This is a genomic window from Helicobacter pylori (assembly GCF_030062585.1).
Classification (GTDB): domain Bacteria; phylum Campylobacterota; class Campylobacteria; order Campylobacterales; family Helicobacteraceae; genus Helicobacter; species Helicobacter pylori_CN.
In genome coordinates this window covers 531,718-545,250 of the sequence record NZ_CP071935.1, presented here as the reverse complement: position 1 = coordinate 545,250, position 13,533 = coordinate 531,718, and the positions used below count along the sequence as shown (strand labels likewise).

Sequence of the window (13,533 nt, the reverse complement as noted above, 5' to 3'; positions counted from 1 at the left end):
GCAAAAAAGGATCATGTCATTGAAAGTATTTGATTACGAAGATGTCCAACTCATTCCTAATAAATGCATCGTGAATAGCCGTTCAGAGTGCGATACGACCGTTATTCTGGGCAAACACGCATTTAAAATGCCCATAGTCCCAGCCAACATGCAAACAATCATCAACGAACCGATCGCAGAATTTCTAGCAGAAAATGGCTATTTCTATATCATGCACCGCTTTAATGGATCGACAAGAATCCCGTTTGTCAAAAAGATGAAAGAACGCCAATTAATTAGCTCGATCAGCGTTGGGGTGAAAAAGGAAGAATATCTTTTGATAGAAGAGTTAGCCAAACAAGGATTAACGCCAGACTATATCACAATCGATATTGCGCATGGCCATTCAAATTCTGTCATTGAAATGATCCAACGCATCAAAACGCGTTTTCCCGAAACTTTTGTGATTGCCGGGAATGTTGGCACGCCAGAAGCAGTCCGTGAATTAGAGAACGCCGGTGCTGACGCTACAAAAGTTGGCATCGGGCCTGGGAAAGTGTGTATCACTAAAATCAAAACAGGCTTTGGCACGGGTGGTTGGCAACTGGCGGCTCTTAGGTGGTGCGCTAAAGCAGCAAGAAAGCCCATTATTGCAGATGGCGGTATTCGCACGCATGGGGATATTGCAAAATCAATACGCTTTGGTGCGACAATGGTAATGATTGGCTCGCTTTTTGCAGGGCATGAAGAGTCATCTGGAGAAACAAAAATAGAAAATGGTGTCGCATATAAAGAATATTTCGGTTCGGCATCAGAGTTCCAAAAAGGTGAAAGGAAAAATATTGAAGGCAAGAAAATTTGGATCCAACATAAAGGCTCGTTAAAGGACACGCTGGTTGAAATGCATCAAGATTTGCAATCGTCAATCTCCTATGCAGGCGGGAGAGACCTTGAAGCGATTCGAAAAGTGGATTATGTGATTGTGAAAAATTCAATTTTCAATGGGGATACGATCTAAAAAAGATCAATGAAAGTGAAGACAGAAAAAAGGGTATTCAATCTCTTTTTCAAGCCATTTGCTTTGACTTGGGTTTTTGTTGTTTTTAATCCTTTCTTTATTCTCATTTCTTGTAGGATCATTTTTTTTTTTTTTATATAATGTTAGCCTCCATCATCTCAATCTTAAGGGTATTTGTTTTGTTATTCAACACGCCGTTATTCATCTTTGCTTTTTTGCCTGTTGTCTTTTTAGGGTATTTTATCTTGCAAGCTTATGCTAAAAATCCCCTGTTCCCTAAACTATGGCTCGTATTGGCTAGTTTGTTTTTTTATGCTTTTTGGAATGTGAAGTATTTGCCCTTATTGGTTGGCTCTATTATTTTTAATTATTTTGTGGCTTTGAAAATCACCAAGCCCAATGCCTATAAAAGATTATGGCTTATTTTGGGTCTGATCGCTAATGTTTCACTTTTAGGATTTTTCAAATACACTGATTTTTTCTTAACCAACTTCAATCTAATATGGAAGAGCCATTTTGAAACCTTGCATTTAATCTTGCCTTTAGCGATCAGCTTTTTCACTTTGCAACAAATCGCTTACTTGATGGACACTTATAAGCAAAATCAAATCATGCAGCCCAAAACGAGAGAGAGAGAGAGAAAACGCTCCTATTTTTTATTAAACCCCCCTCCTTCATTTTTTTCATTTTCGCATTTTTTAGATTACGCTTTATTTGTGAGTTTCTTCCCTCAACTCATTGCAGGACCCATTGTGCATCATATCGAGATGATGCCTCAATTTAAAGATAAAAATAATCAATTTTTGAATTACAGAAATATCGCTTTAGGCTTATTTATCTTTTCTATCGGTTTGTTTAAAAAGGTCGTGATTGCGGATAATATCGCTCATTTTGCCGATTTTGGATTTGATAAGGCGGCTAGCTTAAGTTTTATTCAAGCATGGATGGCGTCTTTATCTTATTCGTTCCAGCTGTATTTTGATTTTAGCGGTTATTGCGATATGGCTATAGGCATTGCCCTCTTTTTTAATATCAAACTCCCTATCAATTTTAATAGCCCCTATAAGGCTTTGAATATCCAAGATTTTTGGAGGAGATGGCATATCACTTTGAGCCGATTCTTAAAAGAGTATTTGTATATCCCTTTAGGGGGTAATAGGGTGAAAGAATTAATCGTGTATAGGAATTTAATTTTAGTGTTTTTGATTGGGGGGTTTTGGCATGGGGCTGGTTGGACTTTTATCATTTGGGGGCTATTGCATGGGATTGCTTTGAGCGTTCATAGAGCGTATTCTCATACCGCTAGAAAATTTCATTTCACTATGCCAAAGATTCTAGCATGGCTCATCACTTTTAATTTCATCAATCTTGCATGGGTGTTTTTTAGAGCCAAAAATTTAGAAAGCGCTTTGAAGGTTTTAAAGGGGATGGTTGGTTTGAATGGCGTTTCGCTTTGTCATCTTTCAAAAGAGGCATCAGAGTTTTTAAATCGTGTCAATGATAACATGATCATGCACACCATGATGTATGCATCCCCCACATTTAAAATGTGTGTTTTGATGGTAATCATCTCTTTTTGTTTAAAAAATAGTTCCCATTTATACCAATCCAATCAAATGGATTGGATTAAAACAACAAGCGCTTGTTTGTTGCTCTCTGTAGGTTTTTTATTTATTTTTGCCAGTTCTCAATCCGTCTTTTTGTATTTTAATTTTTAGGACACTAGCATGGAGTTTTATAAAAAACAGACTTTAATCGTTGTTTCTTTTTGCCTCTCTCTTCTTATAAGCGTTGGATTGTTTAATTACCTAATCGATCCTTTTGAGTATTTCAGGAAAGCAAAATACCCCATTGATTGGCATGAAAGAGTTGGGGGAACTTTATTGTCTTTTGAGGGGGTGATCAAGCATTACCCTTATAACAATATCTTGATAGGAACAAGCATCAGTTTGAATTTTAGCTTAAAAGACATCCATGACTTGCTGGGGTTGAAAGATCCTATCAAACTAACCGTCTCTGGTATGAATATTGGAGAAATATTATCATTGCTTCCTTTTGCTTTCAAGCACCAACCAGTCAATACCGTTGCCATGGATTTGGCTTTTTTTGAATTTATTTTGAACAAGGAATCCAAATACTTTTTTGAATACCCCTATTTTACTGGAGGTTTTGTGTATTTATATAACTTTAGAGTCTTTAAAAACGCGTTTTTCTACTTTTCTAAAGATTACCTCAAAATTAAAGAAAAATCTTTTTGCAAACTCAATTCTTGGTTCCAATTATATGATTTTTGCAATAGCGTTTTAAATCGTTATGATTATAATTTCATGTTTGGTCATAATAACCCCTATGACTATACGCTGGATAATGTGAAAAGATCCTATTTATCAGCGTTAAAAAATCCTAATCAATTAGCCATAGATGAAGAAAATGCTTATAAAATCACCAAACAGCTAGGGGATTTTATTCAAAAACACAGCGATAAACATTTTATTTTATGGACAAGAACGGACTCGCTTTTAAAATATAAGGTTTGTAATCATGCCATTTTAACGCGCAATTTAAACACCATCCACAATGCCTTAAAGGCGCTTTTAAAATACCCTAATGTAGAAATCCATGACTTGCGCACCATGCCATTAGCTAAAGAGATAAAACGCTATAAGGATATAGGGCATTATGATCCCATAGGTTCCAAAGAAGTCTTGCAAGCCATAGCGAGCAAGAAATACCTACTCAATCCCAATAACATTGATTCCTTCAAGCAAAAACTCATCCAAACGATAGAAGACTATCAAATCCCTAAAGAAATTCAAAATTAGGGCTAATTTTTATGAGCGAAATGCCTTTCAATGCAATCGCATAAGATGTGGATCATAAGAATGTGCATTTCTTGGATTCGTGGGGTATCATCACTAGGGACAATCAAAGCCATATCGCTTAAAGGCTTCATTTTCCCCCCATCACGCCCCGCTAAACTAAGCGTTTTCATCCCTAAATCTTTGGCTTTTTCATAAGCTTTTAGGACATTTTTGGAATTACCGCTTGTAGAAATCCCTATCAAAACATCGTTTTTTACCCCTAACGCTTCTACTTGTCTGGCAAACACTTCTTCATAACCATAATCGTTCGCAATGGCGGTAAGGGCTGAGGTATCGGTATTAAGACTTATCGCGCTCAAGCCTTTCCTTTCCAATTTATAGCGCCCGGTCAATTCAGCGGCAAAATGCTGCGCATCGCTCGCGCTCCCCCCGTTACCGCAAATAAGGATTTTCCCTTGATTTTCTAAAGTTTCTATCAAAAGATAAACGCTTTGTTTTAACGCTTCTTGCAAACTTTCTAAACTTTTTTCTAACGCTTCCTTATGGGCTAAAAATTCTTTTTTAATTAAACCATCAATCATTGCATGTCCTTTTAATTTTTTCTATGATAGCGCTTGTGGAATAACCTTCTTCAAACTCCATCAAACGGGTTTCTTTAGCAAACTCGCTCCCTATGATTTCTTTATTGAGATAGTCCGCTCCCTTGACTAAAATATCAGGCTTTAGGGCTTGAATTAATTTGATGGGCGCATCTTCTTCAAACACCACGACATAATCCACGCAAGACAAACTCGCTAAAAGAAACGCTCTGTCTTTTTCGCTCACTATGGGGCGTTTATCCCCCTTAAGCCTTTTAACGGAAGCGTCGCTATTTAACCCTACAATGAGAATATCCCCTAAAGCTTTAGCCTTTTGCAAATAACTCGCATGCCCTTTATGGAGGAGATCAAAACAGCCATTGGTGAAAACGATTTTTTGCTGATGGTGTTCTAAAGTTTCTAACAGCTTTTCTAAAGGGAGGATTTTGGGGTGCGTTTGGTTTAAAATCAAAGCGATTTCTTCTAAACTCGCTAATGCGCTCCCCATTTTACCCACCACCACCGCCGCAGCCGCATTGGCAAACTCGCAAGCATCTTTTAGGCTCTTTGATTCTAATAAAGAGAGCATTAAAGACGCGATCACCGTATCGCCTGCCCCAGTTACATCATAAACCTCTTTAGCGATAGTGGGGCAATTGACTAGCTCGCCTTTTTCTAAAAAAGCGATGCCTTGTTCGCTCAAAGTTACTAAAGGCATAGCGATTTGATAAGTTTCTTTTAAGATTTGGAGCGCTTTTGATAAATTCGCATGACTGTCTAATTTTAAATGGAGGGCTTGCTCTAATTCAAAACGATTAGGCGTGATCAAACTCGCATGAGAATATTTGCTATAATCTTTCCCTTTAGGGTCGCATAAAATGAGCTTGTGGTGTTGGTTAGCTAGCGTGATGATGGTTTGAGTGAGTTCAAAATCCAACACGCCCTTATTGTAATCTGAAAGGATCACGCCGTCTATTTCTTGGATTTTTTCTATGAAAAAATCTAAAAGTTTTTTTCTTAAATCAGCGCTTAAGGGATCTTTGATTTCCTTATCCACGCGCGCGATTTGCTGGTTTTGTGCGATGATGCGCGTCTTAAGCGTGGTGCAACGGGTTTTATCTATTAAGACGCCTGAAGTGTCAATCCCTCTTGCTTTTAAAGCGCTAATAAAATGCTTGCCCTCTAAATCATCGCCCACTACCCCACATAAAAAGACTTTAGCTTTTAAAGAGATAAGGTTATTAGCCACATTGGCCGCTCCGCCTAAATTCTTGCTCTCTTTTTTGACTTCTAAAACAGGCACAGGGGCTTCAGGAGAAAGGCGTTCGCTCTTCCCCCACAAATAATAATCAGCGATCAGATCGCCTATGACTAAGATTTTTTTCATGCGCATTGTTCTTTAAAAATCGCATGGATATGGGGCAAATAATCTTTAATACCGCTTTCTAAATCGTATAAAGGGGTGTAATCCAAATCCAAAATAGCAGGTTCAATATGCGCTTGGGTGTGCTTTTGGAAAAAAGCGTAAGGGTTTTTAATATAGCTCACTTTAAAATCCCCTAAATGCTCTTTTAAAATGCTAACGATTTCATTATAACTTCTGGCTTGCGAATAACCCACATTATAAACCCCGCTTTTTTGAGCCTTCATCGCTTTCACATTCGCTTGGATCACATCTTCAATATAGACAAAATCCCTTAATTGCTCGCCAAATTCAAAAAGCTTGACTTCCTTAAACGCCATCGCGCTTAAAGCGAGTTGCAAAACCATGGAGGCGGTTTTTTCTTTATAAAATTCCCTAGGCCCATAGACATTGAAATACCTTAAGCCCACAATGTTATCGCTTGAATGAGAAAGGACAAATTCGTCCATGCAAAGCTTGGAAAAGCCATAGACATTTTCAGGGCTTTCGTTTTTGCCTACCACATTGGGGGCTTTGGTGTTGCCATAAACGCCCGCTGAAGAAGCGTAAATCACTTTAGCTTTTTTTGAGCGAGCGATTTCTAAAAGGTTTAAAAAAGCCTGATAATTGGTTTTCATCACTAATTCTTGATCCAGCATGGTCGTATCAGAAACAGCCGCTTGGTGGAACAAATAATCAAAATGCAATTTTTCTAAATGCCTTAAATCTAAGGGGTTATTAATGTCAGCCGTGATCACTTCACCCTTAAAACCGATTAAATTCTTAAAATGCCCTAAAGAACTCGGGCGGTTATTACTGAAAAGCGTGTTACTGCGAAACTTATCCAAAATGATTACTTTAGCTTTAGGGTGGTTCTCTTGAAAATAAAAGGCCAGATTACTGCCTACAAAGCCAGCCCCACCGGTGATTAAAATCGTTTGATTTTCTAATCCATCATCAATATAACGCATTCTTGTCCTTATTTAATCCAATCAATCATCTCTTTAAGATTTTTGCATTGTATCCAAGAATGAGGAGTTTTTAAATGGTTTTGAGTGAGCAAAAGGTTATTTTTAACTTTAGCGTTCAAGCCGGCTAGCATGTCGCTCTCTTTATCGCCTATCATAAAAGATCGCTCCAAACAAATTTGATGCTCTTTAGCGGCTTGTAAAATCAAAGAGGGTTTTGGCTTCCTGCAAGCGCAATTTTCTTCTGGGACGTGCCTGCAAAAATAGATGCCATCCAAATTAAAACCCAATTCTTTGAGCAAGCTTTCTTGGAGGTATTGGGTGAGTTGTTCAAAATCTTTAAGGGTGTAATAGCCTCGGTTGATCCCGGATTGGTTGGTGATTAAAAGCAGTTTGTAGCCTAAAGATTTCGCATGCTTTAGCAATTCAAAAATCCCTTTTTGAAACTCAAAATCTTCTTTTTGACTCACATAGCCTTTATCAATATTGATAATGCCGTCTCTGTCCAAAAAAAGGGCTTTGTTAGTGTTCATGCGAATGCACTCCTTTATGATCATGCTGAGTGGTGTTGTTTTGATGATGCATAGCATGAGGCATTTTATGATTAATGAGCATGATCCCCATATAAAGGACATAAAGCCCAAAAACCCCCATTAAACCTTTAGACAAAAGATTGAAAAATTTCCTGTAAGAAATGGAAATTTTGCTTAAAAAAATCCCCATTAAAAACAACGGCACGCTAGTGCCAAGCCCAAAAGAAAGGCCTAGCATCGCTCCCATAAGCGCGCTATGACTGAGAATCACGCTCGCTAAAAACGAATACACCATCATGCAGGGTAAAAATCCGTTCAACACGCCTAAGAAATACAGCCCTAGAATGTTTTGAGATTGCAAGGTTTTTTTCATCAAAAAAGAGATGAAAGGGACTTGAAAGCTTAATTTTTCCACTTTAGCTCCCAAGAGCGCTAAAAGGATTAAAACAACTCCCATGCTCATCAATAAAACACCTCTAAAACCCATGCTCACGCTAAGACTATGCCCTAAACCTGCCGTTATAGCCCCTAAAAGCATGTAGGTGCTGATCCTCCCCACATTATAAAGGGCATGGCAAGTGAGCTGGTAAGAAAAGCTTGTAACTTTAGAAAATCTTATTTGACTAAACGCGCTCACAATCCCCCCACACATGCCCACACAATGCCCTAAAGACATGCTCAAAGCGGCTAAAAACATGCCCAAAAAACTCAAATTCTGCATCATTTGCATTCTAGTATCCCTGCTTTTTTAAGAGCGATTTCCATCCCATCAAAAACCAAACGCTCCTTGCAAACAGAATGGGGTAAAAACGCGCTCAAATACTTCGCATCGCCCCCACAAAGATAGATTTTTTGATTTTTGGCTAAATGCTGGATGCAAGAAATGACGCTCAAAATCATGCCGTAATTCACAGCGTCTCTGGTGTTTTTAGGTAAAACTTCTAAAGAATCTAAGGCCTTGAAAGGTTGCTCTAAAATTTTAGCGCTTTTTTTATACGCATGAATATATTGGGCTAAACCGGGCAAAATACACCCTCCTAAATGCTTGCCCTCTTTGACTAAATCAATCGTAATCGCGCTCCCCGCATCCACCACCACGCCATTATTTAGCGCTAAACACGCCATTTGCCGGTCTATCCCAAGCCCTACATAGTCGGTTTCTAAATGAAAAAATCCTGCAATATTTTTAGCGTTAGGGTAACAATTTAAAAGGGCTTTTTCATTTTCTTCATTCACGCTAATGTAAAAAATTTCCTTTTGAATACCCAAACGCTTTAAATCTTCTTTAGCGCTTGAAAAGAGCTGATAATTTTGCGCGAAATGGATGCGCGTATTGCCTATATCGCATAAAACCAGGTTTTTCAAATCTGTAAAAGATCGCCCAGCTGACATAGACTCACTTCTTATTCATTTCTAAAGCTTTTCTTCTTTCTTCAAGCTCTTTTTCATCTCTTTCTTGATGCTCTCTCGCTCTTTGTTCAAATTCTCTAGCCCTTTGTTCGGCTTTGGCTTTTTTCTTTTCTTCTTTCAAGCGGCGTTTTTCTTCTTTAGGGCTGAGTTTTGGCGCTTCTTTAATAGCGTTATTCTCTTTTGAAACAGGAGCGTTTTCTGCGCCTTTTTCGTTATCCTCTTTTGAAACAGGAGCGTTTTTGTTTTCTTGATTTTCTTTTATGCCTTTTTGGATAGCGTTATTTTGATTGTTAATAGGCTCAGGCCTTCTGGTTTTAACTTCTTCTTCTTCAAACCCGCTATTTCTTGGCTTAACTTTGTTTTCTTCTAAAGGCTTTTCTTTAGCTTTATGCCTTTCTTGCAAATAAATAGGAGCGTTCCCTTTTTCGCCTTTTTGAGATTTTTTAGATGCAGATTTTTCCACAACGGGATAAAGTTTTGGTTTAAAATCATTATAATCTAAATAGTAGCGATCATAATACACCCGATTTTTATCATAAAACACCCCTTTATCCAAACGATTAGATGAAAAAAACTTAAAACTGCCTATAGACGGCGTTTTATAGACATTATACGAATCAAAATCATTCAAATCCACCTCTATCACATACCCACGCTTTTCTAAAGAATACAATTTATTGTGGTTTAATACAATCGTGTTGAGCGAAGCAAAGGGTAGTTTCACGCTGTTTAATTCCCTCAAACTCTTATCCATTTGCAAAATCTGCCCGTCTAGCGTGAGCACATATAAAGTCCCCTTATCATAAAGCAAATCCACAATATCCCCATCATAGTTGAACTCTTGACCGCTCACGACTGAGAGTATCCTTTTCCCTGTAGAAGCGATCATGTTATTGCCATCTACGATAAGGTAAGTGATATTGTTAAAAAACTTATCGCTGCTGATAACAATGTTTCTAATAGGCGTAGGGTTTCCATGCACATAATCCACGACCAACAAACGCCCATCTAGCATGGGAAACACCACGACCGTATCCATAAAAATAGGCATCGCCATTAAAGAATTGATCGTGGTGCTTGGGGAACCTTTCTCGCTAAAAAGCAATTTTTGAGAAGTGATGTCGTATAAATTCGCTGAATTGTCCGCTAACACCACCGCTAAAAGATTCCCTTTAACGCTCGCGCTCAAGGCAAAAGTTTCCAAAGGGATAACGATAGATTGTTGGCTGGCGTTAGGGTTATTACTAATCAATTCCACTTGATGACAGACTTTATCTTGGACTTCCGCTTCAACACCCTTTAATTTCAATTCCGTTTCTTCAGTCTTAGCCACCTTGCTTTTGCTTGTTTTTTTATCAATCTTGTTCAAACAATCTTGCGCAAGGATGAAAAACCCTTGACTCTCATTTAAAAAACTGCTTTCGTAATTGAAATTCTTACCGATTCTTAGCTGCGTTAAACCTTTATCGCCTATAACCGCTCCATTTTTCAAAATGGCTCCATAACGATTAGACGAAACGATACTTTCTTGCAAATGGTTAGGGAAATACGCTTCGCCTTTAACCTGGTGTTTAGCGGGTTTGAAATATTTTCTCATGTTACAGCCGCTAAAGACAATTAGGGCTATGAGTAAGATTAAAAATGGTTTATTCATCAAATCAATGCGTTCCTTGAATAGTTTCTTTTTTTAGATTAGTTGGTTTGGAAGGGTTTTGCTGAATATCTTCTAACATTCCATAGTGTTTTAAAACAGAGATTATAGCATAGAGTGAAGAACTTATAGGGATAGTGGATAAACTTTGATGTGCTTTTTTGATTGCGTCTTTAGAATTTTCTTCATACAACAAGTTCACTTCTTGTAAAGCGCTCATTTCTTTAAGAACGGGGCTTTTTTCAAGTAGGTTTTTATCTCTAGAAAGCGATGCGTAAGAATATTGGGCGAACGCTTTAACAACTTCATTAGAAGATTGCGAAAGTTTTTTAAACTCGTTTGCATCGTTTCTTTCACTCGCTCTGGCGAATTGATACAAATCATACAGCTCTGGGGCGACTTCTTTCAATCTTTTTTGCAAAGCTATATTATTAGGACTCTCTAGCACTTCATTATAAATTTGAGTGATCCGCTCCCTCGTTTGCTCATGCTTATAATCTTGTAATTTTGTATCCCCTAAATAAGCGATAAAAGCCACCACGATAAACAACAACACCCACTTGTAGCGTTTGAAAAACTTTTCTAATCTAAACGCCCCCTCTAAAAGCTTTTCATCGCTTTTAAATTCGTTTCTAACTTGCTCTAAATTTTCCTTAATATTCATGCCTTGCTCACTCCTGTGCTGCCAAACCCCCCACTACCCCTTGAAGTTTCATCTAATTGTTCGCATTCTATAAATTCGGCTTTATAAGTTTTTTGAACCACCCCTTGAGCGATCCTATCCCCTACTTGGACTTTAAAATCTTTATCGCTCAAATTCGCTAAAATGACCTTAATTTCGCCCCTATAATCATTATCCACCGTGCCAGGAGAATTTAATACCATCACCTGATGGTTCAAAGCCAAACCGCTACGGGTGCGCACTTGCAATTCATACCCCACTTCTAAAGACAAACAAATCCCTATTTTCACCAACCCCACGCTATGAGGTTTGATCATTACTTCTTCTACAGCATGCAAATCAAAGCCTGAAGAACCATCGGTTTGGTATTTAGGGATAAGGGCGTTTGGGTGGATTTTTTGGATTTTAATTTTCATCAAAACAAATCTCTTTATAATAAATGTCTAAAATTTCAAAATCGCTTTCGCCATTAGGCAATTGAATGCTCACCGCATCGCCCTTGCTCTTGCCTATCAAACTCTTAGCGATCGGCGAACCAAAAGAAATTAACCCTTTATCCGGATCACTCTCCACGCTTCCTACTATCGTGTAAGAAAACTCTTTATCGTTATCCAAATTAAGGATTTTAATCGTGCTCCCAAAACTCACTTTATTATGGGCTAAAGCGCTCGGATCAATCACTTGAGCGTTAGCGATAATTTCGCTTAAATCCACGATCCTCGCTTCAATGAAGCGTTGTTTTTCTTTAGCGGCATGGTATTCAGCGTTTTCTTTCAAATCCCCATGCCCTCTAGCAATATCAATTTCTTTCACAATATTAGGCCGTTCCACCTCTTTTAATTGCTTTAATTCCGCGCAAATCTTATTGTATCCATGCATACTCATAGGTTCTTTATTCATTTAATCTCCTAAGCTTATTCAGTAGAGATTATAGTAAAAATTAAGTTAAATTCAGCAAAAAAGCCATTTCATTAGCGATTTTTCTCGCGCTCCCACTGGCTAAATATTCCCTTAATCTCAAACTTTCTTTAAAATAGCGCTCTCTGTCCATTTCTTTATACGCTTTTAACAAACCCTCTACGCTCAAAAAATGCTGGATCAATTCTGGGTGCAATTGGCTCTCCCCAAGCCCTGGAGTTTCATTATTTAAGGCGTTATAAAAGATGTTCGCTAAACCTATGTAATGCAAATTGACAAGCATTCTAGCGATCAAAAAATCCATCGTTTTAGCCCTATACGCTAACACAAAAGGCGTGCCAATCAAAGCGGCCTCTAAAGTCGCTGTGCCGCTGCAAATGAACGCAAACTCCGCTTCAAACAAACTCTTATGCGCATCATAAGAAATTTCAAATAATTGAATGTCTTCTCCATAAAGGGCTTTCAAATCCAACCCCTTAAAGAAACTCGGCACCACTAACACACGCCTTTTAAACCCTTCGTTTTGTTCTAAAATTTGAGCCACTTTGACAAACAAAGGGAACATTTTAGCGATTTCGCTTTTTCGACTTCCTGGCATAAACACTAGAGTTTCGCCCTTAATATCTTTTTTATAATATTTAATTTCATCTAATAAAGGGTGTCCTACATATTGGGCTTTTTTTTGGTAATAGCTCACTTCAAAAGGCAAAATCGCTCCCAAAAAATCGCAGTATTTTTCAAGGCTTTTAGCGCGCCATTTTTTCCATGCCCAAACTTGCGGTAAAATATAATACATGATTTTTTTATGCGGATCTTGTTTTTTGATTTTTTTGGCTAAGGGGATATTGAAAGAAGAAGAATCCATTAAAAGCACCATGTCCGCTTGTTTAGCTAATTGGACCATTTCTTTATGGGCTTTGAGTAAAAACCCCAAACGGCCTATCACGTCTCTAAAACCCATGACAGAAAATTCTCTAGGGCTATAGAGCGCGTCTTTGCTTTCAAACACGCCAATGAAACGATAATCTTTAGGCAAATTGCGCCGTAACTCCTCTAAATGCATATTAGAGCTCGCTTCTAAAGCGCTCACTAAAATCGTGGGCATTATTTGTCCTTCAAAAGGTTTTGGACTTGATAGAGCTTGATTTCTTTGTGCAAATCCCTCAATTCAATTTTGAGCAACGAATTTTCAAAATCTTTCTTAGAGAGATGGTTTTTTAAAAGCCTGTTTTCGCGCAAAACGCTGCGGTATTGCAAGTAAATCCCTTCATCAAACACGCGCTTGCTTGGTTTTGCCATGATAACCTGATTATCACTAGTGAAAACCTCCACTTCTTCAAGGGCTTTAGGGAAAATTACATCCTCTCCTGTATTTTGCGCTTCTTTGTTTAAGTGGGAGTTTTCTTTTTCTAATTTTTTTTGATAGATTTCTTGCTTCAAACCTTTTAAAGTGTTCTTTTTCTTACGCAAGATTTCTTGGACTTGCTTCAATTCCAAACGGATTTTTTTTAAAACTCCTCTAGTGTCTTCAATTTCTTGCTGGTAAGCACTCAATTCTTCTTGCATCGGTTT

15 protein-coding genes are annotated in these 13,533 nt (G+C 38.0%); 3 read left to right on the top strand and 12 right to left on the bottom strand.

Annotated features, from left to right (window positions below):
- Positions 1–19: 19 nt before the first annotated feature.
- From J5F42_RS02595 to J5F42_RS02585, 3 genes are all read left to right on the top strand, one after another.
- On the top strand, positions 20–997 hold the full coding sequence (locus J5F42_RS02595) for a GMP reductase (protein WP_283491514.1): 978 nt from the start codon (positions 20–22) through the stop codon (positions 995–997).
- Between the two features lie 179 nt (positions 998–1,176).
- Complete coding sequence (gene patA, locus J5F42_RS02590; protein WP_283491513.1) at positions 1,177–2,715, top strand: MBOAT family peptidoglycan O-acetyltransferase PatA; 1,539 nt, start codon at positions 1,177–1,179, stop codon at positions 2,713–2,715.
- 9 nt (positions 2,716–2,724) lie between these two features.
- The gene (locus J5F42_RS02585; RefSeq protein ID WP_283491512.1) at positions 2,725–3,819 is read left to right on the top strand and encodes a hypothetical protein; all 1,095 of its coding nucleotides are present in this window, start codon (positions 2,725–2,727) and stop codon (positions 3,817–3,819) included.
- 2 nt (positions 3,820–3,821) lie between these two features.
- Here J5F42_RS02585 and gmhA read toward each other — a convergent pair whose 3' ends face one another.
- The 12 genes from gmhA to mua are packed head-to-tail and all read right to left on the bottom strand — an operon-like array spanning position 3,822 to position 13,527.
- On the bottom strand, positions 3,822–4,400 hold the full coding sequence (gene gmhA, locus J5F42_RS02580; RefSeq protein ID WP_097714321.1) for a D-sedoheptulose 7-phosphate isomerase: 579 nt from the start codon (positions 4,398–4,400) through the stop codon (positions 3,822–3,824).
- Positions 4,393–5,784 carry a D-glycero-beta-D-manno-heptose-7-phosphate kinase gene (rfaE1, locus tag J5F42_RS02575; RefSeq protein WP_283491511.1) on the bottom strand — a complete coding sequence of 464 codons (1,392 nt, stop codon included), beginning with the start codon at positions 5,782–5,784 and terminating at the stop codon, positions 4,393–4,395. Before rfaE1 ends, gmhA begins: the two co-directional genes overlap by 8 nt.
- Positions 5,781–6,770, bottom strand: a complete 990-nt coding sequence (gene rfaD / locus J5F42_RS02570) for an ADP-glyceromanno-heptose 6-epimerase (protein WP_283491510.1) — start codon at positions 6,768–6,770, stop codon at positions 5,781–5,783. The genes rfaE1 and rfaD overlap by 4 nt, the downstream gene beginning before the upstream one ends.
- Positions 6,771–6,778: 8 nt before the next feature.
- Positions 6,779–7,300 carry a D-glycero-beta-D-manno-heptose 1,7-bisphosphate 7-phosphatase gene (gmhB, locus tag J5F42_RS02565; protein WP_283491509.1) on the bottom strand — a complete coding sequence of 174 codons (522 nt, stop codon included), beginning with the start codon at positions 7,298–7,300 and terminating at the stop codon, positions 6,779–6,781.
- Positions 7,290–8,030: a sulfite exporter TauE/SafE family protein gene (locus tag J5F42_RS02560; RefSeq protein ID WP_283491508.1), complete on the bottom strand. Its 741-nt coding sequence runs from the start codon at positions 8,028–8,030 to the stop codon at positions 7,290–7,292. The genes gmhB and J5F42_RS02560 overlap by 11 nt, the downstream gene beginning before the upstream one ends.
- Positions 8,021–8,692: a type III pantothenate kinase gene (locus J5F42_RS02555; protein ID WP_283491507.1), complete on the bottom strand. Its 672-nt coding sequence runs from the start codon at positions 8,690–8,692 to the stop codon at positions 8,021–8,023. Before J5F42_RS02555 ends, J5F42_RS02560 begins: the two co-directional genes overlap by 10 nt.
- A gap of 4 nt (positions 8,693–8,696) precedes the next feature.
- Complete coding sequence (gene pgbB / locus J5F42_RS02550) at positions 8,697–10,364, bottom strand: plasminogen-binding protein PgbB (protein WP_097699241.1); 1,668 nt, start codon at positions 10,362–10,364, stop codon at positions 8,697–8,699.
- Positions 10,365–10,368: 4 nt separating this feature from the next.
- Positions 10,369–11,025 carry a hypothetical protein gene (locus J5F42_RS02545; RefSeq protein WP_283491506.1) on the bottom strand — a complete coding sequence of 219 codons (657 nt, stop codon included), beginning with the start codon at positions 11,023–11,025 and terminating at the stop codon, positions 10,369–10,371.
- A complete protein-coding gene (dut, locus tag J5F42_RS02540) occupies positions 11,022–11,459 on the bottom strand; it encodes a dUTP diphosphatase (RefSeq protein ID WP_000694145.1) in 438 nt (145 codons plus the stop codon). Before dut ends, J5F42_RS02545 begins: the two co-directional genes overlap by 4 nt.
- On the bottom strand, positions 11,449–11,943 hold the full coding sequence (gene greA, locus J5F42_RS02535; protein ID WP_283491505.1) for a transcription elongation factor GreA: 495 nt from the start codon (positions 11,941–11,943) through the stop codon (positions 11,449–11,451). The genes dut and greA overlap by 11 nt, the downstream gene beginning before the upstream one ends.
- Positions 11,944–11,983: 40 nt before the next feature.
- Positions 11,984–13,066, bottom strand: coding sequence for a lipid-A-disaccharide synthase (gene lpxB, locus J5F42_RS02530; RefSeq protein ID WP_283491504.1), 1,083 nt, complete (start codon positions 13,064–13,066; stop codon positions 11,984–11,986).
- Positions 13,066–13,527 (bottom strand): nickel-binding protein Mua, encoded by a 462-nt coding sequence (gene mua, locus J5F42_RS02525; RefSeq protein ID WP_283491503.1) that lies wholly within the window; start codon positions 13,525–13,527, stop codon positions 13,066–13,068. The genes lpxB and mua overlap by 1 nt, the downstream gene beginning before the upstream one ends.
- Positions 13,528–13,533 lie beyond the last annotated feature (6 nt).

Bases quoted from the DNA above. Each gene is read 5' to 3' on its own strand.
- J5F42_RS02585 (WP_283491512.1), top strand. From the start codon at position 2,725: ATGGAGTTTTATAAAAAACAGACTTTAATCGTTGTTTCTTTTTGCCTC.
- gmhA (WP_097714321.1), bottom strand. From the start codon at position 4,400: ATGATTGATGGTTTAATTAAAAAAGAATTTTTAGCCCATAAGGAAGCG.
- rfaE1 (WP_283491511.1), bottom strand. From the start codon at position 5,784: ATGAAAAAAATCTTAGTCATAGGCGATCTGATCGCTGATTATTATTTG.
- rfaD (WP_283491510.1), bottom strand. From the start codon at position 6,770: ATGCGTTATATTGATGATGGATTAGAAAATCAAACGATTTTAATCACC.
- gmhB (WP_283491509.1), bottom strand. From the start codon at position 7,300: ATGAACACTAACAAAGCCCTTTTTTTGGACAGAGACGGCATTATCAAT.
- J5F42_RS02560 (WP_283491508.1), bottom strand. From the start codon at position 8,030: ATGCAAATGATGCAGAATTTGAGTTTTTTGGGCATGTTTTTAGCCGCT.
- J5F42_RS02555 (WP_283491507.1), bottom strand. From the start codon at position 8,692: ATGTCAGCTGGGCGATCTTTTACAGATTTGAAAAACCTGGTTTTATGC.
- pgbB (WP_097699241.1), bottom strand. From the start codon at position 10,364: ATGAATAAACCATTTTTAATCTTACTCATAGCCCTAATTGTCTTTAGC.
- J5F42_RS02545 (WP_283491506.1), bottom strand. From the start codon at position 11,025: ATGAATATTAAGGAAAATTTAGAGCAAGTTAGAAACGAATTTAAAAGC.
- dut (WP_000694145.1), bottom strand. From the start codon at position 11,459: ATGAAAATTAAAATCCAAAAAATCCACCCAAACGCCCTTATCCCTAAA.
- greA (WP_283491505.1), bottom strand. From the start codon at position 11,943: ATGAATAAAGAACCTATGAGTATGCATGGATACAATAAGATTTGCGCG.
- lpxB (WP_283491504.1), bottom strand. From the start codon at position 13,066: ATGCCCACGATTTTAGTGAGCGCTTTAGAAGCGAGCTCTAATATGCAT.
- mua (WP_283491503.1), bottom strand. From the start codon at position 13,527: ATGCAAGAAGAATTGAGTGCTTACCAGCAAGAAATTGAAGACACTAGA.